Genomic DNA, 23,931 nt, shown 5'->3' with positions numbered 1-23,931 from the left:
TCATGCAATACCAATTCAAATTTGAAAAAATCCTTACGATTAAAGAAAGAGAGAAGGATGAAGCACTAAACGTTTATAACCAATCAGTCAAAAGATTTGAAACAGCCGCTGAAAAATTGTATGAACTCCTTAAGAAAAAAGAGGATTTAGAAGACTATCAATCTTCAAGGCTAGTTAACGGGTTGCCAGTACAAGAAATTAGGCATCATCAGCACTTTATTCATCAATTGGAAAGAACGATCAAGCATTATCAGCAAATTGTTATGAATGCACGAAATCACATGAATTTTCAGCAGGAAAGGCTGCTGGAGAAAAATGTAGAAGTAAAAAAATATGAGAAAATTAAAGAAAAAGACATGACGAATTTTGCTGAAGATGTAAGGCTGCAAGAGGGAAGGCAAATGGATGATATCTCGATTCAGCATTATATGTATCGGGGAAATTAGGTGGTAAAGTGGACAAAGTACTAGAAGAAAAAAAGCAATCAAAATTTCAAGGCTTCATATTTGTGGTCTTAATTCCTTTATTATTTGCTATTACAGTAGCTCTTATTGTGATGACTATTCTTGGGATTAATGTTTTCGAACTATCAAAGGAATACGGTCAGAAGATTCCGTTTATATCTTCTGCCTTAAATGAAGAAGGTTCCCAAAGCATCGAAGACATAGAGTCAAAAATGATTGAACTTGAAGCGGAAATTAAAGACCGGGAAGCGAAGATTTCTAAGCTTGAAACGGAGATAGAGAATAAAGACGAGGAAATTTCACAAGTGCAATTAGAAAAGGAACGTCTGGAAGAAGAAATTCTTGAACTAACAGCGATGAAAGATGAAAACAAACGTGCATTTAAGGATATTATCAAAACCTATGAAACGATTTCAGCAAAGAAAGCTGCTCCGATACTTTCACAAATGGGTGAGGAAGAAGCTTTACAAATCCTTTCAAGCATTAAAGCTGATACACTAGCAGCTATTATGGAAAAAATGAATCCGGAAGATGCAGCTAGGTATACGGAGCTGTTAACAGCCAACGCTGAAAATCAATTGGAAAACTCTCCGTAATGTAAAAGAGTTAAATGAAAGGGGGTGAAAAAATGGAAATGAGCGGATTAGGAGCAATTAATACGATTGTATCCAACAACGGAAATTCTAGTTCAATCAGCAAAAATCCAACTGGATTTGGGGCTTTGGTTGCAGGATTGATGGGGAATTCAACAAACCCTGTACAAGATAAGGATACTTCAAACAATTTACCTAGTGATGAGGTTGAAAGTTTACTTCAATTTCTGCAGACAGCAGATGTTTTTGCACTGGAAAATGGGGCTGAGCTAATTGATGGATCAAATCTTAGTTCTACGGAAGTCATCAAAATAATAGAAAATGAATTAAATTTATCCACTGATGAACTTTACGAACTGCTAAGTAAATTTTTCAATGATATTAGTTCATCTGCAAAGAGTGAAAAGCCAAGTGATGAGGATGTTTCCCAAATAGATATGGTCCTTGCAATGATCCAATCAATTATTTCTATTCAAAAGCAAGATATGAAAATAGAACCGAATAAAGACTTTGGACAAGCAATGAAAGCAATCAAACTTTTTGAGCTGTTATCTGCACATGAGGATTCTTTAGGTAATCAATTAAAGTTAAAAGAATTTATGAAGAATATCTCTGAAAAGCTAGAAACGGCATTAAATAGTACAAATTCCTCTGATAGAGGTGAATTTGTAAGGAAAACATTTCAAACTCTTGTAAATGAGTTGAATGGAAAAGTTGTATCGGGCACTGATAAAGCGGGAGAACAAATCGCAAAAGCATTGAATAAATCTGAGCCTGTTAATCATCAAGGATTCATTCAATTTCAGCAATTATCCAAACCTGAGCAGTTAACTATGCTATCAAGTTCTGGCAGACCTGTTTCAGCCGAGCAGCTGATTGAGCAATTCGAATCCATTCTATCTAAAAGCCAATTATTGAAAAGCGGCGGGACTCAAAGACTATTCCTTAAGTTAAATCCAGAAAATCTCGGATCACTTAGAATAGAGTTAATTCAGAAGGATTCAACAATCATAGCCCGGATTCTTACATCGACCGCAAATGCAAAAGATATGATGGAGTCGCATTTGAACGGGTTAAGACAAGCCTTCCAATCGCAAAATATTCAAGTGGAGAGAATTGAGATCTCTCAAGCTTTTACTTCTCAGGAACGCAGTTTTAATCGTGAAGGGCAACATCAAGGTCAGGAAAGACAGCAGCAAGAAGAGCGTCAAGAAAAACAATCAGGAGATTTTAACCACTCATTCGAAGAAGCACTTCTTAATACAGAAGCGTAGGTGTGATAAACATGACTAATACGATTGATTCGTCTTTAATGCTATCAAGCTATCAAAAAGAACAGAGAAAAACGGGCTCGGATATTTTAGGAAAAGATGACTTTCTAAAAATATTAATGGTCCAGCTCCAAAACCAGGATCCAATGAATCCGATGCAGGATAAAGATTTTATTGCCCAAATGGCCACTTTTTCAACATTAGAGCAGATAACGAATATGGGAAAGTCAATGGATAAATTTGTGAAGGTCCAGGAGCAGAGTCAATTAATTGCCTATAACCAATTTGTCGGCAAGGACATTACATGGCATAAAGTTTCTGAAGCAAAAGAACAGGGTGGAACTCCTGTAATTGAGGAAGGAAAAGGGAGAGTAGCATCCGTTCAGTTTAAGGATAATAATGTCCTATTTATCCTTGATGACGGAACGAAACTAGAACCGGGCAATATTTCGCAAATCAACGAAACATCAAAAGAAAATTCGATGGTTCAAGCGAGCATGATGATTGGAAAATCGGTTACATACTTAGCAGAAAAAGCAGAAAAAACAGGATTAGTAAAATCAGTTTCCTTTAAAGATGGGAAAACACTGTTTCAATTAGATGATGAAAAGACTACAATCACTGCTTCGCAAATAACAAAAATAGAATAATGAGAAGGTGATTGAATGGATAAAATGATGTTTCATCCGATTCAATCGAAAGCCGTTATAAGCCCGAAGGCCAAACCATTTAAGCCGGAATTGCAAAGCTCTCAAAAATTTGCCGCCCATCTACAAACGGCTCTTCAGCCCCAAGGTAAATTAGTAGTGAGTAAACACGCACAGGATCGCATGCACCAGAGAGGAATTCAGATTAATGAATCTCACTGGAAGCAAATTGCAGACAAAGTTCTCGAAGCTAGAAAAAAGGGTGTAAATGAATCACTCGTATTGCTTAAAGATGCGGCGCTCATTGTCAGCGCAAAAAACAATACAGTGATCACGGCAATGGATCGGGACGAAGCCCGAACACAAATATTTACGAATATTAATGGAACTATTATTTTAGATCAATAAATATTGGCTGGACCTGTTAAAGGAAGCCAAAGCTGCGGACTGACAGAAGCAGCTATATACGAAAGGAGCAATCATTTAATGCTACGTTCAATGTATTCAGGGATAAGTGGACTTAGAAACTTTCAAACAAAGCTTGATGTAATTGGCAACAACATCGCAAACGTAAATACTGCAGGATTTAAAAAGGGTCGTGTTACTTTTAAAGATGCAATGAGCCAAACTATTGCCGGAGCCAGTGCTTCAACTGAAAACCGTGGTGGTAAAAACTCGATGCAGGTTGGATTAGGGTCATCCTTGTCAACTATTGATACTATTCATACTGGATCCAGCTTGCAAACAACAAATCGACCACAAGATTTAGCAATTGAAGGCGATGGATACTTTGTAGTAAAACAAGGAAATGCAGAATTTTATACTCGTGCTGGGAATTTTTATCTTGATGATAATGGGACTCTAGTTAATGGTGATGGTTATAAAGTTCAAGCTTACCAAGTCAATGATGGAAAAGTGTCAAATACTTATGGGAATGTGACAATTAACGTGAATGCGTTATTACCTGCCACAACGACAAGTAAAATTGACATCGCAGGAAATTTAGATCCAAATACACTTAAGGATGAGGTTTTTACTCAACAAGTAAAGGTAGTAGATACAAAGGGAAAAGAACATACCATTGATGTAAAGTATAAAAAAGATACTGATCCTGACTCAGATCCAACTGTACCTCAAACTTGGAATGTATATTTTGGTAAGGATACAACGGGAACAGAAGATTTAGTAATAACATTCCCACTTGATCCTACCACACCCCCAACAATAACAGGTGATATTACCTTGTCTGATGGGACTACTATTTCAGGTACAGACTTAACACTATCTGTAGAGGAACTTACAAGTACAGCTGGTTCAGGCATATCTGTTATGGCAGCTCCAAATGGCTTTACAGCTGGAAAACTTGAAAGCTTCAGCATTGGTGCAATGGGAGAAATAAATGGTGTGTATTCAAATGGACAAATATCCACTCTTGGCCGCCTAGCCATTGCTAAATTTAGCAATACATCAGGCTTAAATAAAACTGGCGGGAACTTATTCCAAGAAACAATTAGCTCTGGACCAGCAAATGTCGGTGCAGCTGGTGAAGGCCGTGGCACAATCGCATCCGGAGCCCTAGAAATGTCAAACGTCGACCTTTCCGAAGAGTTCACAGAAATGATCACAGCCCAACGTGGTTTCCAAGCAAACACAAGAATTATCACAACTTCAGACGAGATTTTACAAGAGTTAGTTAACCTAAAACGATAGGTAAGGGAGGGACAGGGTCTTGAGGCTTAACGTCCTAAGGCCCTGAACATAACATTGATTAAAGTTAGTCGCCTAAATGGAAAACCATTTACACTAAATGCAGTGTTTATTGAAACGATAGAGTCTTTTCCCGATACAACAATTACGTTAACGAATGGCCGAAAGTATGTTGTGAAAGAATCGGAGGATACTGTATCGAAGCTTGTAAAGGAATTCTATCAATCTGTCAGCCTTTTGGGGCAGCAGCAAATGGGAGAAAGAGAGAATGAAGAATAATAAGCTGGTCATGATCATGTTAATATTGCTTGTGGCTATTGCCTTAGTTGGAGCTGTCGCGATTATTATTGTTAAACAGCTTAATGATAATTCTGGCCCGAAAGAACCGTCAATTGATGAAGTATTAGAGGCATCTGTTGACGTTCCGCAAATTACAACTAATTTAGCAAGCAATGATTTTATCCGTATTTCATTTAAAATTCAAACAGATAGTAAAAAAGCAAAAGAGGAACTAGAAAAAAGAGATTTTCAAGTAAAGGACATCATTATCCAAGAATTATCTGAAATGGCAGCTGAAGATATTCAGGGTAAAGAGGGTCAGAAAAAGCTAAAAGAGGATTTAAAGGGAAAAATCAATACGATTTTGCAAAAAGGTGAAGTTGAACAGGTATATATTACTGAAAATCTCCTCCAATAGAACAACAATATTAAAATTTATAGTCAAAGGCTGGAGGTGAGGTTTCATGTCAGGTGAAGTTTTATCACAGAGTGAAATAGATGCGCTCCTTTCTGCATTATCAACAGGTGAAATGGATGCAGACGAGCTTAAAAAAGAGCAGACTGAGAAAAAAGTTAAGGTCTATGACTTTAAAAGGGCGCTGCGCTTTTCAAAGGATCAAATTAGAAGTTTAACTAGAATCCATGAAAATTTTGCACGGCTGTTAACTACTTTCTTCTCTGCACAATTAAGAACTTATGTCCAAATTACTGTCGCATCAGCCGATCAGATTCCATATGAAGAGTTTATTAGGTCCATCCCGAAAATGACGATATTAAATGTTTTTGAGGTGCCCCCTTTAGATGGAAGAATCCTGATGGAAGTCAATCCCAATATTGCTTACGCATTAATGGACAGAATGATGGGCGGCAAAGGCTCGAGTATAAATAAGGTTGATAATTTAACAGAAATTGAAACAAAAATTATGTCTACCACTTTTGAACGAGCATTTGAGAATTATATGGAAGCCTGGAGCACGATTGAAGAAATTGATCCTCAGCTAATGGATTTCGAGGTCAATCCTCAATTTCTGCAAATGGTGTCGCCGAATGAAACAGTTGTAGTGATCTCGTTAAATACGACAATTGGTGAAACGAGCGGAATGATGAATATTTGTATTCCACATGTCGTCCTTGAGCCAATTATCCCTAAGCTATCTGTACACTATTGGATGCAAACAGATAAAAAGGAGAGAGCTCCTGAAGAGTTAAACAGGCTTGAAAATCATATCCAACGTGCGGAAGTATCCGTTGTCGGAGAACTTGGCCATTCGGAAATCAGCATTCAGGATTTTCTTATGTTAGATATCGGTGATGTTATCGAGCTAAATAAACCAATTGATCAGCCTTTACTGATTAAAGTAGGGGATATACCTAAATTTCTCGGACAGCCAGGAAAAGTAAACAAAAAACTTGCAATTCAAGTATTAGACATTGTGAAAGGGGGAGGCGACGATGATGAGTGATGATATGCTTTCACAAGATGAAATAGATGCGCTATTACGCGGGGTAGATGACGATGATGAGTCTGATTTATTTGATGATACTTTAAATGTAGAAGACTACCTATCTCCAATGGAGCAGGATGCTTTGGGAGAAATTGGGAACATTTCGTTTGGAAGCTCAGCAACAGCATTGTCAACCTTACTAAACCAAAAAGTAGAAATTACGACACCATCAGTAACGACCATACCGCCTAAAAAATTACATGATGAATTTCCGCATCCTTATGTTGCGATCCAGGTTAGTTATACGGAAGGATTTTCGGGAAGTAATTTATTAGTCATTAAACAAACAGATGCTGCGATTATTGCAGATTTAATGTTGGGTGGAAATGGACAAAACCCAGCCGATCTTTTGGGGGAAATTCAGCTAAGTGCTGTGCAGGAAGCGATGAACCAAATGATGGGTTCTGCGGCAACTTCAATGTCTACCATTTTTAGCAAAAGAGTAGATATTTCACCTCCTACCATTGATATTTTAGATATTCCCCAGGGAGAGGGTACAAATCGCATTCCTGGAGAAGATATATTGGTTAAAATCTCCTTCCGTTTGAAAATTGGGGACTTAATTGATTCTAATATTATGCAGCTTTTGCCACTGCAATTTGCTAAAAGTTTAGTCAACGAATTGTTAAATCCGGGAGGAGAACCGGAGAATATTTCAGGTACAATGAAAGAAGTTGAGGATTCCGTCCCAATGTACCAAGATTCCGAGGTTACACTGGATAAACAGCCTGTAGACACATTCGCTCAGGAAAATAGTTTTTCTCAAAACCCGTATTCAGAAAGAGAAATGGTTCCGCCAAATGGGGGATGGCAGCAAGCTCCTCAAGGGCAGCATGTACAACAGGTACATCAAGCTTATCAGGCACAGCCAGCATACTATCCGCCACCACAAGCAGCGAGCCATCAAAATGGTCCGCAGCATTTTGGTTCTGCGTTACCTGGCGGAGTACAGCCAACTGTTCAGCCTGCAGTTTTTTCAAGCTTTGAACCATATTCACTTCAAGAATCTGAATCGAAAAATTTAAACATGCTACTTGATATTCCACTGCAAGTAACCGTTGAACTAGGAAGAACAAAACGATCAGTGAAAGAAATCCTAGAGTTATCTGCTGGATCGATCATTGAATTAGATAAACTTGCAGGGGAACCCGTTGATATTCTAGTCAATAATCGCTTAATTGCTCAAGGAGAGGTAGTTGTGATTGACGAGAACTTCGGAGTACGTGTAACAGACATCATTAGTCAAAGTGACCGAATAAAAAAACTTAAATAAGCACGGGGGTTAACAGTAATGGCGCACAAAATTTTAATTGTAGATGATGCAGCTTTCATGAGAATGATGATTAAGGATATTCTTTCAAAAAATGGGTATGAAGTAGTCGGAGAAGCAGCAGATGGTGCTCAGGCAGTTGAAAAGTATAAAGAGTCTCAGCCAGATTTAGTAACAATGGATATTACAATGCCCGAAATGGATGGAATTACTGCTCTTAAAGAAATTAAAAAAATTAATCCGAATGCTAAGGTTATTATGTGTTCCGCGATGGGACAGCAGGCAATGGTTATTGATGCCATTCAGGCAGGGGCAAAGGATTTTATCGTAAAACCATTCCAGGCTGACCGTGTGATCGAGGCTATTTCCAAAACTTTAGGCTAATGAATATTTCATTTAGAGGGTGCAGTATATTGCTATATTTCAAGCGGACAATTTTTACGCTGTTTTTAATGAGCTTTGCTCTGCTAGGGATTCATGCACCAGCCTACGCAGAGCAAGTAAATAGTGTAAAAGATTGTATAGAACATCCAGATACATGCGATCAAGATCAGCTTCCTCAAAAACAGGATACAGCCAAGAATGAACAACCCGTTAAGGTTGGATTAAATCTTTTTGATTTTGTCAAAATGATTTTTGCCACTGTCTTTGTTGTAGGACTATTATATTTCATGCTTAAAATTATTAATAAGAAAAGTAAAATGTATAAAAGCTCCCAGCTTGTTGAGAATTTAGGCGGAACGGCATTAGGCACAAACCGTTCAGTACAATTAATAAAGGTTGGAAAGAGGATCTTAATTGTTGGTGTAGGAGAAAATATACAGCTTTTGAAAGAAATCGAAGATCAAGAGGAGTATAATCAGCTTCTGACCGATTATAACGAAAAGATGGAACAGCTTGTACAACCAAGCGATATTGTGACAAGGGTACTTCAAAGAAGAAAAAGTGTACATCAAGATGAGAAACAAGGGAACCAATTTCAAAGCATACTCAAACAACAATTGGAAGATATCACAAAAGGAAGAAAGCAATTATATAAAGAAATGGAGAAGAAAGGGTCAGACGAGCGATGAATGAATTTATGGAGTTTTTTAACAATAGTTCGCCTGCCAATGTTTCAACATCTGTGAAGCTTATATTAATGCTTACAGTTTTATCATTGGCACCCAGCATTCTCATTTTAATGACTTGCTTTACAAGAATCATAATTGTTCTCTCCTTTGTCAGAACGGCGCTTGCCACTCAGCAAATGCCTCCTAATCAAGTACTAATCGGATTAGCTTTATTTCTTTCATTTTTTATCATGGCACCTACCTTTCAGCAAGTAAATGAAGAAGCACTTACACCATTATTTAATGAAGAAATTAATTTAGAACAAGCATACGAAAAAGCATCGATCCCATTTAAGGAATTTATGAGTGCCCATACGAGACAAAAGGATTTAGCCTTGTTCCTTGAATATTCGAAAGCAGAGCCACCTAAATCAATTGAGGAAATTCCATTAACAGCTCTTGTCCCGGCTTTTGCCATTAGTGAAATAAAAACAGCTTTCCAAATTGGATTTATGATTTTTATTCCATTTCTTGTAATTGACATGGTGGTTGCGAGTGTTCTTATGTCGATGGGAATGATGATGCTGCCTCCAGTGATGATTTCATTGCCATTTAAAATATTATTATTTGTTCTTGTGGATGGATGGTATCTCGTTGTTAAATCTCTTTTACAAAGCTTTTAAGCAGGTGAAAATAATAAATGACTCCTGAATCCGTAATAACAATTGCAGAACAAGGAATTATGACGGTTTTATTCATAAGTGGTCCATTGCTGGTGCTCGCGCTAGTTGTAGGGTTAATCGTCAGTATCTTTCAAGCAACAACACAAATACAAGAACAGACACTAGCTTTTATTCCAAAAATTGTTGCCGTATTAGCAGGACTCGTTTTCTTCGGTCCGTGGATGCTCAGCCATATGCTTTCATATGCTGGAGAAATATTTTCGAATTTAACTAGATTTGTAGGATGATCATATGGTGAATTTCTTACCGGCGTTCCCGGCCTTTTTACTTATTTTCGTAAGGGTAACATCTTTTTTTCTGATGATGCCCCTTTTTTCATATCGCTCTATACCAACAGTTGCAAAAATTGGCTTAGGCTTTTTCATGTCATTGGTTATGGTGTTTACCATAGATACACCTACGTTAGAAATAGACAATCATTATTTTTTATTAATTATCAAAGAAGCGCTTGTAGGGCTTTTAATTGGATTTATAGCGTATTTAATTTTATCGGCCATACAAATTGCCGGCGGTTTTATTGACTTTCAGATGGGATTTGCCATTGCAAACGTCATCGATCCGCAAACAGGTGCACAAAGCCCGCTTATGGGTCAATATTTATACACGATTGGACTCTTTTTCTTACTCACTGTCAATGGCCATCATCTATTATTAGATGGGGTATTTTATAGCTATCAGTTTATCCCTTTAGAACAGCCATGGATTTCATTTGGGAATGAAAACATGGCGGAATATGTAGTAAAAGCATTTAATTCTATGTTTATTATTGCCTTTCAAATGTCAATCCCAGTAGTAGGCAGTTTGTTTTTAGTAGATATTGCTTTGGGAATTGTTGCGCGGACAGTTCCCCAACTCAATGTATTTGTCGTGGGACTTCCATTGAAGATAGGTGTAAGCTTTATTGTTCTTTTAACAGTAATGAGCATTATGCTGCTCGTAGTTTCCCAATTATTCGAAATGATGTTAAGCACGATGCGCGGCCTAATGGATATTATTGGGGGAACCTAACAGATGAAACGATTAATTGCCTTAGACCTGCAATACTTTGCAGGAGAAAAAACGGAAAAAGCAACACCGAAGAAAAGGCAGGATTCAAGGAAAAAGGGACAAGTAGCAAAGAGCCAGGATGTTAACACGGCCGTTGTCCTATTAGGTGTTTTTACATTCCTTCTATTTGCAGGGTCTTATTTAAAGGATATTGTTTTTTATATTATGACACATACTTTTAATCAGTTAATGCTAATGGAATTGACTGAAGCAAATATACAAATCCTATTTTTAGCCATCCTGAAGGAACTTGTGTTCTTATTAGGCCCGATCATGCTTGTTGCCATGCTTTCGGGAATTATCGCCAATTATGCCCAGGTAGGATTTTTATTTTCTACAGAAGCTATTCAGCCGAAACTAGAAAAGCTGGATCCAATTAAAGGTTTTAAACGGATTTTTTCAGTAAGAGCCATCGTTGAACTTTTAAAATCAATCTTAAAAATTGGCTTTGTAGGGATTATTACCTTTATGGTTTTATGGAACAGAATTGATGAAATCCTGATCCTATCACAAAAAACAGTAGGGGCCGCACTGGCAACGATTGGCAGCTTAACGGTGCAAATGGGTTTGTATGCCTCAGGTGCCCTGCTATTTCTATCAATATTAGATTTCTTATATCAGAAATATGATTTTGAAAAAAACATCCGAATGTCGAAGCAAGATATTAAAGACGAGTATAAAAATATTGAAGGGGATCCCCTTATCAAATCAAAAATAAAACAGAAACAACGGGAAATGGCAATGAGAAGAATGATGCAGGAGGTTCCGAATGCGGATGTCGTCATAACTAATCCAACTCATTTCGCCGTTGCTTTAAAATATGATGAGGCAAAACTCGATGCACCCTATGTTGTCGCAAAAGGGGTCGACTTTGTTGCTCAAAAGATAAAAATGATTGCTAAAGAAAAGGATATTATAACTGTTGAAAATCGGCCTCTAGCGAGAGCTTTATATAGTCAGGCAGAAATTGGAGATGCGATTCCTGAAGAATTTTTCAAAGCAGTCGCGGAAATTCTTGCCCATGTATATAGAATGAAAAAGAAAATTTAATGATCTCTATACATATATAGAGTGCTTTAGAAAAACATTGGAAACCAATAGTAAATCAGCTTTAGCCAGGTTTTTCTTTTTAGGAGAGGAATTTTATGTCAGGAAGAGAATTATCCGTATTAGTAGCCGTCATTTTAATTGTAGCTATGCTTATTATCCCTTTTCCAACGTGGCTTCTAAGTATACTAATCTTAATTAATATTACATTGGCACTCATAGTCTTACTGACGACAATGAATATGAGTGAGCCGCTTCAATTTTCGATATTTCCATCATTATTGTTATTATTGACACTTTTCCGATTAGGATTAAATGTATCTACAACACGTTCGATCCTTTCAACAGGTGATGCAGGCGGAGTTGTCCATACTTTTGGTACGTTCGTTGTCGGTGGGAATCTTGTTGTCGGACTAGTTGTATTTTTAATTTTGGTCATTATTCAATTTATCGTTATTACAAAAGGAGCTGAGCGTGTTTCTGAGGTCGCTGCAAGATTTACCCTTGATGCGATGCCAGGGAAACAGATGAGTATTGATGCCGATTTAAATGCTGGTATGATTTCAGAGCAGGAAGCCCGTGCACGCCGTGAAAAGGTAAGTAGAGAAGCGGATTTTTATGGTTCAATGGATGGTGCAAGTAAATTCGTTAAAGGGGATGCAATTGCAGGAATCATTATCGTCTTAATCAACCTGATTTTTGGGATTGTGATCGGTGTAATGCAGCTAGGACTGTCGGTAGCTGATTCTGCCTCAAAATTTTCACTATTAACGGTAGGGGATGGCCTGGTTAGCCAAATTCCTGCACTTCTTATTTCGACTGCAACAGGTATTGTTGTTACAAGAGCAGCTTCGGATGGAAATCTTGGTAAAGATATTACAACTCAATTATTTGCATTTCCAAAAATGCTATATGTTACTGCGGGAACGATATTTTTATTAGGGCTGTTTACTCCAATTAGTGATTTGCTAACGATTCCAATTGCGGCGCTTCTTTGTTTTGGGGGATATATGATAAACCGTACACCTGAGCAAGGAAAGGAACAGCTGCTGGAAATCGATGAAGAACAAGAAGCCGGTGAAATGAAAAGTCCGGAAAGCGTTGTTAGTTTATTAAACGTGGATCCAATTGAATTTGAATTTGGATATGGGCTTATTCCGTTAGCCGATGCCAACCAAGGCGGAGATCTCCTTGATCGGATCGTTATGATAAGAAGGCAGCTAGCGATTGAATTAGGTTTAGTTATTCCAGTAGTACGAATACGAGATAATATTCAGCTGCAGCCCAATGAATATAGACTAAAAATCAAGGGAAATGAAATGGCTAGGGGCGAGCTGCTGCTTGATCATTATTTAGCGATGAGCCCTGGTATTGATGATGATTCAATTGAAGGCATTGATACGATTGAACCTTCCTTTGGACTGCCAGCTAAATGGATTACAGAGGATATGAAGGAACAGGCAGAAATATTTGGTTATACAGTAGTGGATCCGCCTTCTGTCGTTTCAACTCATATTACAGAAGTGATAAAGGGAAATGCGCATGAACTAATCGGACGACAAGAAACGAAACAATTGATAGATCACCTTAATGAGAGCTATCCAATTCTTGTTGAGGAAGTTACACCAAACCCACTATCAGTTGGAGAAGTGCAGAAAGTACTGGCAAAGCTGTTAAAAGAAAATGTATCCATTCGAAACTTGCCAATCATCTTCGAGACACTAGCTGATTTTGGAAAAGTAACTAGCGACACTGAATTACTTACAGAATATGTACGGCAAGCATTAGCAAGGCAAATCACAAATCAATTTTCTCAAGGATCTGAATCACTGAAAGTGGTAACACTTTCCGGGAAAGTGGAGAAACTAATTGCTGAAGGGATCCAACAAACGGAACATGGCAATTATTTATCGATGGATCCGACTGTTTCCCAATCCGTCTTAGAATCAATCGCTTCACAGGTAGAGCAATTGTCTTTAATGGAACAAACACCGATTGTATTATGTTCACCTGCAGTAAGAATGTATGTACGTCAATTAACCGAAAGATATTTCCCGCAAATTCCAATTCTTTCGTACAACGAACTTGAAGCAAATGTAGAAGTACAGAGTGTAGGGGTGGTGAATTTAGATTGAAGGTAAAAAAATTTATTGCTCCTTCCATGTCTGAAGCCATGAAGCATATCCGAGCAGAGCTTGGGAGTGATGCAGTTATTTTAAATTCGAGAGAGGTTCATTCTGGCGGTTTTCTAGGGCTTTTCAAAAAACGTAATATCGAAGTAATTGCAGCTACTGATCAACTGGGAGGTTCCCAACCGAAATCAATCACAAAAACAAAGTCTTCGGCCACTCCGGATTCGAATCGGAATTTTCAGATAGAGAACGTAATGAAAAATAATATTAATAGTGAAAATAAAAAGCCTTCTGATGACATAATGAAAGAAATCAATGAATTAAAGTCACAGCTAAAGGCAATGTCTGTTTCGAATTCGGAATTAGGACCTGTCTACCCTGAACACTTAAAGCTGATGCAGAAATTATTAAAGGAACAGGACATTCATGAATCCATTCAGAACAAAATACTAACGTTACTTCTTGAAAAATGGTATGTAAATGGGGCAAATGCATCGATTAATGAGGTATATTCCTGGCTAGAAAGGTACATGGCTGACCAGCTTACTGAAATACCATTTGGAGGAATTTCCTTTAAGAAAAAGTATATTAATGTAGTCGGACCTACAGGTGTCGGAAAAACAACCACTCTGGCCAAGATTGCAGCTGAATGTGTGATAAATCATAAAAAGACAGTTGCCTTTATCACTACAGATACGTATCGTATTGCAGCGATTGACCAATTAAAAACATATGCAAAAATTTTAAATGTGCCAATGGAAGTTTGCTATACAATTGATGATTTTAAAAAGGCAGCAAATCAGTTCAATGATTATGATCTTGTTCTAATTGATACAGCAGGCAGAAATTTTAGAAACAAGCAGTATGTAGAAGATTTAAAACAGGTAATTGATTTTGATCATGACATGGAAACCTACCTAGTTCTCTCCCTTACTTCAAAACAAAGGGATATGGAAGATATATATAAACAGTTCTCTATTATAGAAATTGATAAATTTATTTTTACAAAAGCGGATGAAACCTCTAGCTACGGAGCGATGTATAATTTGATCACAAAATACAACAAGGGTGTTGCCTATATGACAAATGGTCAAAATGTTCCAGACGATATGATTGAAGTAAAACCAAGTACAATAGCAAAAACCATTATTGGGGTCGAATAAAATGAAAGACCAGGCAGAAGAATTACGATTACGATTAAGAGCAAACAAATTAAGGAAAAATCCTAGAACGTTAGCGGTTGTAAGCGGTAAGGGAGGAGTAGGTAAATCTAACTTTTCTCTCAACTTTGCAATATCCTTAACGAAGAAGGGATTCGCCGTACTACTTTTCGATATGGATTTAGGCATGGGTAATCTCGATATATTGATGGGAACGTCATCAGAGTATTCAATCGTTGATTATTTTGAAGGGCGAGTTTCATTAAAGCAAGCGATAATGCATGGTCCTGAGGGGCTAAAATATATTGCAGGTGGTTCTGGACTTTCCCACATCGTACATTTAGATGAAAACAGGGTAGAACATTTTACACAAGAGCTCACTGTTTTATTTGGTGAATATGACTATGTCATTTTTGATATGGGTGCTGGTATTACAAATGAATCAATTAAATTTATCCTTTCAGCTCAAGAGATTGTGTGTATCACAACCTCAGAACCTACAGCGATTACAGATGCCTATTCGATGCTGAAACACATTCATTTAGTTGATTCTTCAATCCCCTACTATATTGTCATTAATCGAGTCGAGAGTGAAAAGGAAGGGCAAATTACCTATAACCGTATTTCTAAAGTATTGCAGAATTTTCTTGGGAGGGAATCCTTCTATCTTGGAATGCTCCCGGATGACCGAGCGATCCAGCAAGCTGTTAGAAGGCAAACCCCTTTTATTCTAAATAATGAAAAGTCTCCAGCTTCAAAGTCAATTATTGAAATTGCTGAACGGTATAAAGACAGGCATTTTCAAGACAAACAGTCAGTAAATGGCTTTCCATTTATAACAAAACTAAAGCGATTTCTCTTCGAAAGGTAGGCGTCCTCATTGAGAAAAATTAATGTACTAGTTGTAGATGATTCGGCCTTTATGAGGAAGCTAATTTCTGATTTTCTTAAAGCAGACCCCCGAATAGAAGTAATTGGAACGGCGAGAAATGGTGAAGATGGACTAAAAAAGGTAAGAGAATTGAATCCAGATGTTGTCACACTGGATGTTGAAATGCCCTTATTAAATGGACTGGATGCTCTTAAACAAATTATGATTGAACATCCAGTTCCAGTTATTATGCTTTCTAGTACGACAAAAGAAGGTGCAGAAAACACGTTAACAGCTATACAAAATGGCGCTTTTGATTTTATTGCTAAGCCTTCAGGTGCGATATCTCTCGATTTACATAAAATTAAAGAAGAATTAGTTCAAAAAGTCATCTTAGCAAGCAAAGTAAGCAGGAAACATTTGATAAATTTAGCATCTAATAGAAATTTATCTATAAAACATGAAGAAAGATATAGTAAAATAGAACTAAGTGAAACTAGTAATAATATTAGGAATCCCTATACAAAAAAAATAATTTGTATTGGAACATCTACAGGTGGCCCGAGAGCTCTGCAAAAGGTCTTAACCAGAATTCCGTCTACTATTGATGCTGGCATCCTCATCGTTCAGCACATGCCCGCTGGATTTACGAAATCATTAGCAAACAGATTGGATTCACTTTGTGGAATATCTGTAAAAGAAGCAATCGATGGTGAAATTGTTCAAAAGGGAACTGCCTATATAGCTCCGGGCGGTTTTCATCTAAAAGTAAAGCAATCGGGCAATAATTTGCTTACATGCTTGGAAAAATCAGATTTAAGAAATGGCCACAGACCTGCAGTGGATGTCCTCTTTGAATCAGTAAGCGAAATTAAGGATTACAAGAAGGTAGCTGTCATCATGACTGGAATGGGGTCAGATGGATCACATGGACTTATTACTCTTAAAAATTCCGGTAAAGTAACTGCCATCGCTGAATCACAAGAAACATCAATCGTTTTTGGAATGCCAAAAGCTGCTATTGCTACAAGATTAATAGATGAAATTCAAGATGTGGATAAAATTGCAGATTCAATTTTGAAATATGTTTAAAGCGGAGGGCTGAGGGCTCATGGATATGAACCAATATTTAGAAGTCTTTATTGAGGAAAGTAAAGAGCATTTGCAGGCTTGTAATGAACAGCTGTTAGAGCTTGAAAAGAACCCAGAGAATATTTCGATTGTTAATGAAATTTTCCGCTCGGCACATACGTTAAAGGGAATGTCAGCAACGATGGGATATGAAGACTTAGCAAAATTAACCCATCAAATGGAAAATGTTCTTGACGCCATTCGAAATCATAAGCTTACATTTAATCCTGAGATACTTGATGTCATTTTCCTTGCTGTTGATGACCTTGAAGCAATGGTCCAATCAATTGCAGAAGGCGGAGACGGAAAAAGAGACGTAGCAGAAGTAGTAGAAAAATTATTAATGATAGAAAAGGGAGAAAGCGTAACCCAAATAGCAAAATCCGAGGTGGCAGCTGCTGTTGCAGAGCATAAACCAACAGTTAAAAGTGTTTATGATGAGTTTGAACTGACTGTTATGCAGCAATCAAAGGAACAGGGCTTTGAAACTTTTGAAGTAACGGTTTCATTGAGAGAAGATTGTTTACTGAAAGCAGCAAGAGTGTTTATGGTTTTTGAAATTCTTGAAAAAATCGGTGAAGTGATTAAGGCAAATCCATCGGTTGAGCAATTAGAGGAAGAACAATTTGATCAAGAATTTACAGTCACAATCGTATCTAAAGAAGTTAAAGAAGATATTCATAAGAAAGTGATGAAGGTTTCAGAGGTAGAAAGAGTTGATGTTCATATTTTATCATTGGAAGCCATTCGTCAATCTGAGTTAGATGCACCTGAATTAATTAAGAGCAACGAGCCAATTTTCGAAGAAAAGGAAACGGCAGAAAATAGTGTTGCAAAGCAGCAGGAAGAAAAGAAGGTCGGAGCATCTTCTTCATCAGCTAAAAACTCTAGTAGTAAAACAATCCGGGTAAATATTGAAAGACTTGATATTTTAATGAATTTATTTGAAGAATTAGTTATTGACCGGGGGCGTCTTGAACAAATTTCCCGTGATTTAAATAATCAGGAGCTGCATGAAACGGTTGAGCATATGACTAGAATTTCAGGTGATTTACAAAATATTATTTTAAACATGCGCATGGTTCCTGTGGAAACAGTATTTAATCGATTCCCGCGGATGGTTCGTCAATTAGCCCGTGACTTGGACAAGAAAATCAATCTTGAGATAATCGGGGCTGAAACGGAATTAGACAGAACAGTTATTGATGAAATTGGCGATCCGCTCGTCCATTTAATTAGAAACGCCCTTGACCATGGGGTTGAAACACCTGAAATTAGAAAAGCTAACGGAAAGAACGAAGAAGGCACAGTTATTCTTAAAGCTTATCATAGTGGAAATCATGTCTTTATTGAAATAGAAGATGATGGTGCTGGAATTAATCGGGATAAGGTGCTTGCAAAAGCGATTAAAAATGGAATCGTCACCGGGCAGGCAGCTGTAACGATGACTGACAAGCAAGTGTTTGAGCTTATACTTGCTTCTGGCTTCTCAACTGCCGAGAAGATTTCTGACGTTTCAGGCCGAGGAGTAGGTCTAGACGTTGTAAAAAGCACAATTGAATCATTAGGCGGTACCATATCAATCGATTCAACCCTAGGCAAAGGCTCGATCTTCTCGATCCAATTGCCGCTTACTTTATCGATTATTTCGGTCATGCTTACTGAAATACAAAAAGAAAAATTTGCTATCCCTTTATCTTCAATTATTGAAACAGCCATTGTGAAAAAATCTGATATTCTAAATGCCCATAATCAAAGAGTCATCGATTTTAGAGGCAAGGTTGTGCCGCTTCTTTTCCTAAAAGAAATCTTCGAGGTACCGGTTTTTGAAGAAGAGGATGAATTTTACTCTGTTGTCATTGTTAGAAAAGGGGACAAGATGGCTGGACTTGTTGTTGATTCTTTTATTGGCCAGCAGGAAGTTGTTTTAAAGTCTCTCGGTAACTATTTAACAAATGTATTTGCTATCTCTGGGGCTACTATCCTTGGTGATGGTCAGGTAGCATTAATTGTAGATTGCAACTCGTTAATTAAGTAAACCGTTTTCTTCGTACCATAAATTTTCGATTGTCTAGTAAGGAGTGGGTCAGGATGGCTGAGACAATAGCTTCTGATATTAAATTAATCGTTTTTCAGCTTATGAATAAGGAGTATGCAATCCCAGTAAATCAAGTTCGGTCCATTGAGAAAATTGAGCATATTACGAGAGTGCCAGGAACAGAAAAGTTTATTAAAGGGGTCATTAACCTTCGTGGAGTCATAACGCCAATCATTGATCTTCGCAGCAGATTTGGGCTTGATGAAGTAGGCTATTCAGACAGTACCCGAGTCATCATTGCAGGTCTTAATGATTTAGAGGTCGGTTTCATCGTTGATTTAGCTAATGATGTTATCGACATTCCAGTTCACTCTATTGAACCGCCACCCGAAGTTGTAGGTGTGCTTGAGGCTGATTATATTAATGGTGTTGCTAAGATCGGAAATCGTTTATTAATACTAATTGACCTTGAAAAGATCTTAAATACAGAAGAACGTTTAAGTTTACTAGGAAATGAAGGATGAACAAATGAATTTTCTTGAAAAAATTTCATCCATGCACCTCGATATATTGAAAGAGATTGGAAATATTGGGGCTGGACATGCTGCTACTGCGCTATCTAAGTTATTAAATAAAAAAATCGACATGAAAGTGCCAGACGTCAGAATCGTTTCATTTGATGAAATGATGAATATGATGGGCGGAGCAGATAATGTTGTTGCAGGGGTGTTCCTCAGAATTGAAGGTGATGCCCCTGGCAGCATGTTTTTTGTCTTGCCGGTTGAACAGGCTTCTAGATTTATTCGGGAAATGATCGGGGATGAAAGCTTTAGCTTTGATTCTCAGCCTTATAATGAATTGGGATTATCTGCTTATCAGGAGCTTGGAAACATCTTATCCGGATCGTATTTATCCTCTCTTTCTGATTTCACGAATTTATCATTATGTCCTTCTGTACCAGCATTAAGCATCGATATGGCTGGTGCAATAATAAGCTATGGACTGATCGAATTATCACAAGTCAGCGATTTCGCCATTGTTATTGATACAGCACTTAATGATGATGGGGCAGATAAAGAAACAGTAAAGGGTCATTTTTTCTTACTGCCGGATCCAGAATCCTTCGATACAATTTTTAAATCTTTGGGAGTTTAACAAAATGATTGAATGTAAAGAAGTTATTAAAGTGGGAATTGCAGATTTGAATATTGTTAAAACCCCTAATACGATACGCACCTCTGGATTAGGTTCTTGTGTTGGAGTGGTGGTATATGATCAGCAGCGGGAAATTGCAGGACTTTCACATATTATGCTTCCTGATTCGACCCTTGCAAAGGCTGGCAATATTAATATTGCCAAATATGCAGATACAGCTGTGAAAGAATTAGTGTCGAAACTTATTCAAAATGGTGCAAGAGCGTATTCTTTAAAGGCAAAAATTGCAGGCGGGGCTCAAATGTTTCATTTTTCTTCAGGCAGTGATGTTATGCGGATTGGTCCTAGAAATGTAGAAGCTGTAAAGGCAGAGCTATCATCACTTAAAATTTCTATTGTTTCTGAAGATGTCGGCGGAAATAGCGGAAGAACGATAGAATTCAATCCGCAGACATGCATTTTGCATATTCGGACAGTAAATAAGGGTGTACAGGAAATTTAGTCAGCTTCTTTCAAAGCGAGATGGCTGTTTTTCCTTTTTTACTATATTCGGTAATGGATTGTTTTTGACTAGAGTATTTATGATCATTCAAGGAATAGGAACGTTTGAGGAGGATGACCATGGCGCATCAAACGACAGAGGACCAACGATATTGGCATAATTGGGTCAGCTCACGTGATAATCAAGCAGGGGATTACCTTGTAAAAAAATATATGCCGCTAGTGAGTTATCATGTCCAGCGGATTTCCGTAAATCTTCCTAGAAATGTTTCACGAGATGATTTACGAAGTTTGGGGATGATGGGATTATATGATGCCTTGGAAAAATTCGACCCAAATCGGGATCTAAAGTTTGATACATATGCATCCTTCCGAATTAGAGGTGCTATTTTAGACGGTTTAAGAAAAGAGGATTGGCTCCCGCGGAATACGAGGGAAAAGGCAAAAAAAATTGAAGCTGCAATTGAAAAACTCGAGCAGCGTCTGATGAGAAATGCTAGTATTGAGGAAATCTCCTCTGAACTAAATATGAGTGAAGAAGAAGTGCAATCTGTAATAAATGAACATTTTTTTGCAAACATTCTTTCAATGGATGAAAAGTTAAATGATCAAGATGATAAAGAGGGCAACTCTTATATTATTAAAGATGATCGTGCGGAAATTCCTGAAGTGAAAATAGTGAAAGATGAAATGATTCGTGAGCTGATTGAAATGATTTCTTTACTCAATGAAAAAGAACAGCTTGTGATTAGTTTGTTTTATAAAGAAGAATTGACTTTAACAGAAATTGGTCAAGTGATGGGTCTATCGACTTCAAGAATTTCACAGATTCATTCTAAGGCAATTTTTAAACTAAGAAATGCATTAATAAAAGTTATTTAGGATTGCCACTTATGAAGGAGGAAGCTTAAATGGAAGAGCATTATCGAATAATTATAACGAAGGATCGTTTAACAGCAAAAATTGATTTAGTTTCGAATGTAGAAAATGACTTTTCCATTAAAAAGAGTGATATTGAACAATTTCTTTCTAAAGAAAAGATATCATTCGGAATCATTGAGGATGTGATGAATCAGATTTGTGAAAACCCACAATCCTTAAGTTATCCATCCATTATTGCTGAAGGCATCCCGCCTAAAAATGGGGTGGATGCCTACCTTCTAAATGAAGTTCAACATGACAAAAAAGAGGTAAGAGAAAAATTCAACTTCCGAAAAGTTCTTCAAATCCCATCTGTTTCAAGTGGCCAGCCTCTTGCTTCAGTTGTCCCGCCCACTCCAGGTACAGAAGGAATGGATGTATTTGGAAAAAGGATACCCGCTAAAAATGGAAAACCCCTTAAAATAAGACCAGGAAAAAATGTAATATTAAATAATTCAAGATTTTATTCAACTTCTGATGGTCAATTAAGCCTTACAGACAAAATGATCACCGTGAATCCTGTATTTGAAGTCAATGGTGATTTGGATTTAAAAACAGGAAATGTAGATTTTATTGGCAATGTCGTAATTAGAGGAAATGTACCTAGCGGATACGAAATAAGAGCAGGCGGAGATGTTAGAATATTTGGGTTAGTAGAGGCTGCAAATATTCACGCTGAAGGAAATATCATTATTTCTGGAGGAGTTACGGGAGGAAATAAAGGGATGATCTCTAGCGTAGGCAATGTTCAGGCAACTTACTTAAATCAGGCAAATGTGCATGCTGGTCACGATGTTATCATAGAGTCATCCATTTTACACAGTAAAATTCGAGCAGGCTCCTCCATTTTAGGCAAAAATACATTCGTAATTGGCGGAATTCTTACAGCTAATAACGAAATACATGTAAAAGAAGTTGGAAACCACTTGTTTACAAAAACGGAACTACAAGCTTATTTAGATACGTCTTTAACTGAAAGAGAGAAAGAGTTACATTTAGAAAGAGCGAAACTACATGGTAATCTTGAGAAATTATCAAATATTGAGCAGAAGCTTGCAAAGCTAACCGGGAATTTATCACAGGAACAAAAAGTCGTTATTCTCAAGCAAAGATCTACAAAACAAAATATTGTTGAGCAGATCACAAAAGTAGATGAAGAGCTAAGGCAATTGGAGGAAGCAATAAACGATAGACAAGACTCTTCCATTTATATTTATGAGACTGTATATCCAAATACTACTTTGCGTTTTGGGAAGTATGCTATGCAATTGCAGCACAAACAATCATCGGCTCGTTTTCTACTTCAAGGCGGGGAAATCATGTCTGAGCCTATTCTATAGACAGTAAAAATGACTTATTAGAGATGGGTGTGGAACTATGAGTTTGAAGTCGATTGAAATGCAAGTTGCTTTACCAAGGACAATAGAAGCGGGGAAAATCCAAGAGCAATTGCAGCAGCGAGGCCAAAACATCAATGATTTTGCCACAGAGCGAACCCATAAAGAAGAAAAACAGCAAAGAGAAACTGTCATAAAACATGAACAAAAAGCGAATGTCAAACTAATGCAAGATGAGAGCAATGGCAATAATGGGGAAAATAAAGAAAATCACCAAAAAAAGAAAAGCAGCAAGCCTGTTGAAAAAGAGAAACACCCATATAAAGGAAAAAATATTGATTACAGTGGATAGAGGGATTATATGACCACTTTTTTATTATTAATTAGCTTGTTTTTAAATGTTCTTGCCCTTTTTTCAATTATCATTTTATTTCTGCGTCAAAACCGGTTTTTACAAGTAGAGAAAAAACAGGAGAAAATGATTCAAGAAATGGAAGAAGTGATTTCTGCTTATTTAGTTCAGATGAAGGAAGAAAACGATGATTTTATTAAACGAATTGGTCATATTGAACGGAATGCTCAATCATCCAATAATGCAGAAAGTCGTAAGACGATTAATAAAGATCAAGATGAGCCCGGGCTTGAAAGGAACATAAGCCTTCATAGCCGAAAGGGAAAAGTCAATGCTTATAGTGCTGCAAAGGCTTATAAACAAAATGCTGTCGTTCCAAGTATTCATCCAAATAATAGTTCCAACCGGACGGTACGTGACGAGATAGAATTGCCGCCGCTAGAAATCGACCCTATTCTTGCAGAAGTAAATGAAAAAGAGAATTCACAGGAACAATCATTATTAAATGATATTCTTCTATTAAAAAATCAAGGATATAATGAGATAGAAATTGCTCAAAAGCTAAATAAAGGTAAGACTGAAATTAATCTTTTATTAAAATTTAATCAAAACAATTAAGGAATAACTTGATACTTCATTATTTTTATGCTATATTAACAAATGGTGTTAATACACACGCTTATAGATTTAGTCGGACGGTGCTGAAAC

General features: G+C 37.2%; 28 protein-coding genes. All 28 read left to right on the top strand.

From position 1 onward, the window contains the following. Positions 1-2: 2 nt before the first annotated feature. The 28 genes from fliJ to V7122_RS13455 all read left to right on the top strand — a co-directional run bounded on the left by fliJ (position 3) and on the right by V7122_RS13455 (position 23,841). Positions 3-446 (top strand): flagellar export protein FliJ, encoded by a 444-nt coding sequence (gene fliJ / locus V7122_RS13590; protein WP_335347251.1) that lies wholly within the window; start codon positions 3-5, stop codon positions 444-446. A gap of 8 nt (positions 447-454) precedes the next feature. Beyond that, a complete protein-coding gene (locus V7122_RS13585) occupies positions 455-1,060 on the top strand; it encodes a MotE family protein (RefSeq protein ID WP_335353190.1) in 606 nt (201 codons plus the stop codon). A 32-nt stretch (positions 1,061-1,092) separates the two neighbouring features. Beyond that, positions 1,093-2,331 carry a flagellar hook-length control protein FliK gene (locus V7122_RS13580; RefSeq protein WP_335353189.1) on the top strand — a complete coding sequence of 413 codons (1,239 nt, stop codon included), beginning with the start codon at positions 1,093-1,095 and terminating at the stop codon, positions 2,329-2,331. An 11-nt stretch (positions 2,332-2,342) separates the two neighbouring features. Next, positions 2,343-2,978: a flagellar hook assembly protein FlgD gene (gene flgD / locus V7122_RS13575; protein WP_335347248.1), complete on the top strand. Its 636-nt coding sequence runs from the start codon at positions 2,343-2,345 to the stop codon at positions 2,976-2,978. A 15-nt stretch (positions 2,979-2,993) separates the two neighbouring features. Further along, the gene (locus V7122_RS13570; protein ID WP_335347247.1) at positions 2,994-3,383 is read left to right on the top strand and encodes a TIGR02530 family flagellar biosynthesis protein; all 390 of its coding nucleotides are present in this window, start codon (positions 2,994-2,996) and stop codon (positions 3,381-3,383) included. A 78-nt stretch (positions 3,384-3,461) separates the two neighbouring features. Next, positions 3,462-4,685, top strand: coding sequence for a flagellar hook protein FlgE (locus V7122_RS13565; RefSeq protein WP_335347246.1), 1,224 nt, complete (start codon positions 3,462-3,464; stop codon positions 4,683-4,685). 54 nt (positions 4,686-4,739) lie between these two features. Next, complete coding sequence (locus V7122_RS13560) at positions 4,740-4,961, top strand: flagellar FlbD family protein (protein WP_335347259.1); 222 nt, start codon at positions 4,740-4,742, stop codon at positions 4,959-4,961. Then, positions 4,951-5,379, top strand: coding sequence for a flagellar basal body-associated protein FliL (gene fliL / locus V7122_RS13555; protein WP_335347245.1), 429 nt, complete (start codon positions 4,951-4,953; stop codon positions 5,377-5,379). The genes V7122_RS13560 and fliL overlap by 11 nt, the downstream gene beginning before the upstream one ends. A gap of 46 nt (positions 5,380-5,425) precedes the next feature. Beyond that, positions 5,426-6,424 carry a flagellar motor switch protein FliM gene (gene fliM / locus V7122_RS13550; RefSeq protein WP_335353187.1) on the top strand — a complete coding sequence of 333 codons (999 nt, stop codon included), beginning with the start codon at positions 5,426-5,428 and terminating at the stop codon, positions 6,422-6,424. Beyond that, complete coding sequence (gene fliY, locus V7122_RS13545) at positions 6,414-7,739, top strand: flagellar motor switch phosphatase FliY (RefSeq protein WP_335353186.1); 1,326 nt, start codon at positions 6,414-6,416, stop codon at positions 7,737-7,739. Before fliM ends, fliY begins: the two co-directional genes overlap by 11 nt. 18 nt (positions 7,740-7,757) lie before the next feature. Beyond that, positions 7,758-8,120, top strand: coding sequence for a response regulator (locus V7122_RS13540; protein WP_315668554.1), 363 nt, complete (start codon positions 7,758-7,760; stop codon positions 8,118-8,120). A gap of 29 nt (positions 8,121-8,149) precedes the next feature. After that, complete coding sequence (locus V7122_RS13535; RefSeq protein WP_335353185.1) at positions 8,150-8,809, top strand: flagellar biosynthetic protein FliO; 660 nt, start codon at positions 8,150-8,152, stop codon at positions 8,807-8,809. Next, a complete protein-coding gene (fliP, locus tag V7122_RS13530) occupies positions 8,806-9,471 on the top strand; it encodes a flagellar type III secretion system pore protein FliP (protein ID WP_335353184.1) in 666 nt (221 codons plus the stop codon). The genes V7122_RS13535 and fliP overlap by 4 nt, the downstream gene beginning before the upstream one ends. A 17-nt stretch (positions 9,472-9,488) precedes the next feature. After that, complete coding sequence (gene fliQ, locus V7122_RS13525) at positions 9,489-9,758, top strand: flagellar biosynthesis protein FliQ (RefSeq protein WP_335347241.1); 270 nt, start codon at positions 9,489-9,491, stop codon at positions 9,756-9,758. A 4-nt stretch (positions 9,759-9,762) separates the two neighbouring features. Beyond that, entirely contained in the window at positions 9,763-10,539 is a 777-nt protein-coding gene (gene fliR, locus V7122_RS13520) for a flagellar biosynthetic protein FliR (RefSeq protein WP_335353183.1), read from the top strand. 3 nt (positions 10,540-10,542) lie between these two features. Beyond that, a complete protein-coding gene (gene flhB, locus V7122_RS13515) occupies positions 10,543-11,628 on the top strand; it encodes a flagellar biosynthesis protein FlhB (RefSeq protein ID WP_335347239.1) in 1,086 nt (361 codons plus the stop codon). A 95-nt stretch (positions 11,629-11,723) separates the two neighbouring features. Beyond that, the gene (flhA, locus tag V7122_RS13510; RefSeq protein ID WP_335527181.1) at positions 11,724-13,760 is read left to right on the top strand and encodes a flagellar biosynthesis protein FlhA; all 2,037 of its coding nucleotides are present in this window, start codon (positions 11,724-11,726) and stop codon (positions 13,758-13,760) included. Continuing rightward, positions 13,757-14,920, top strand: a complete 1,164-nt coding sequence (flhF, locus tag V7122_RS13505; protein WP_335353180.1) for a flagellar biosynthesis protein FlhF — start codon at positions 13,757-13,759, stop codon at positions 14,918-14,920. The genes flhA and flhF overlap by 4 nt, the downstream gene beginning before the upstream one ends. A gap of 1 nt (position 14,921) precedes the next feature. Next, entirely contained in the window at positions 14,922-15,788 is an 867-nt protein-coding gene (locus V7122_RS13500; RefSeq protein ID WP_335347237.1) for a MinD/ParA family protein, read from the top strand. A 9-nt stretch (positions 15,789-15,797) separates the two neighbouring features. After that, positions 15,798-16,880 (top strand): protein-glutamate methylesterase/protein-glutamine glutaminase, encoded by a 1,083-nt coding sequence (locus V7122_RS13495; RefSeq protein ID WP_335527179.1) that lies wholly within the window; start codon positions 15,798-15,800, stop codon positions 16,878-16,880. 19 nt (positions 16,881-16,899) lie between these two features. Further along, positions 16,900-18,957, top strand: a complete 2,058-nt coding sequence (locus V7122_RS13490) for a chemotaxis protein CheA (RefSeq protein WP_335527177.1) — start codon at positions 16,900-16,902, stop codon at positions 18,955-18,957. Between the two features lie 53 nt (positions 18,958-19,010). Then, positions 19,011-19,481 carry a chemotaxis protein CheW gene (locus V7122_RS13485; protein ID WP_335346243.1) on the top strand — a complete coding sequence of 157 codons (471 nt, stop codon included), beginning with the start codon at positions 19,011-19,013 and terminating at the stop codon, positions 19,479-19,481. Positions 19,482-19,485: 4 nt separating this feature from the next. After that, positions 19,486-20,112, top strand: coding sequence for a chemotaxis protein CheC (locus V7122_RS13480; RefSeq protein WP_335527174.1), 627 nt, complete (start codon positions 19,486-19,488; stop codon positions 20,110-20,112). Between the two features lie 4 nt (positions 20,113-20,116). Next, positions 20,117-20,614, top strand: a complete 498-nt coding sequence (locus V7122_RS13475) for a chemotaxis protein CheD (protein ID WP_335346241.1) — start codon at positions 20,117-20,119, stop codon at positions 20,612-20,614. 119 nt (positions 20,615-20,733) lie between these two features. After that, a complete protein-coding gene (locus V7122_RS13470) occupies positions 20,734-21,495 on the top strand; it encodes a FliA/WhiG family RNA polymerase sigma factor (RefSeq protein ID WP_335346240.1) in 762 nt (253 codons plus the stop codon). A 29-nt stretch (positions 21,496-21,524) separates the two neighbouring features. Beyond that, positions 21,525-22,874: a DUF342 domain-containing protein gene (locus tag V7122_RS13465; protein ID WP_335527172.1), complete on the top strand. Its 1,350-nt coding sequence runs from the start codon at positions 21,525-21,527 to the stop codon at positions 22,872-22,874. 37 nt (positions 22,875-22,911) lie between these two features. Next, positions 22,912-23,223, top strand: a complete 312-nt coding sequence (locus V7122_RS13460; RefSeq protein ID WP_335353177.1) for a hypothetical protein — start codon at positions 22,912-22,914, stop codon at positions 23,221-23,223. A gap of 9 nt (positions 23,224-23,232) precedes the next feature. Continuing rightward, positions 23,233-23,841, top strand: a complete 609-nt coding sequence (locus V7122_RS13455) for a hypothetical protein (protein WP_335353176.1) — start codon at positions 23,233-23,235, stop codon at positions 23,839-23,841. The last annotated feature ends 90 nt before the right edge of the window (positions 23,842-23,931 follow it).

It is taken from the genome of Bacillus sp. JJ1532 (genome assembly GCF_036965085.1).
In the GTDB taxonomy this organism is placed as follows: Bacteria; Bacillota; Bacilli; order Bacillales; family Cytobacillaceae; genus Cytobacillus.
Note: the sequence above shows the minus strand (reverse complement) of the source record. Positions and strands in the feature narration are given on the sequence as shown.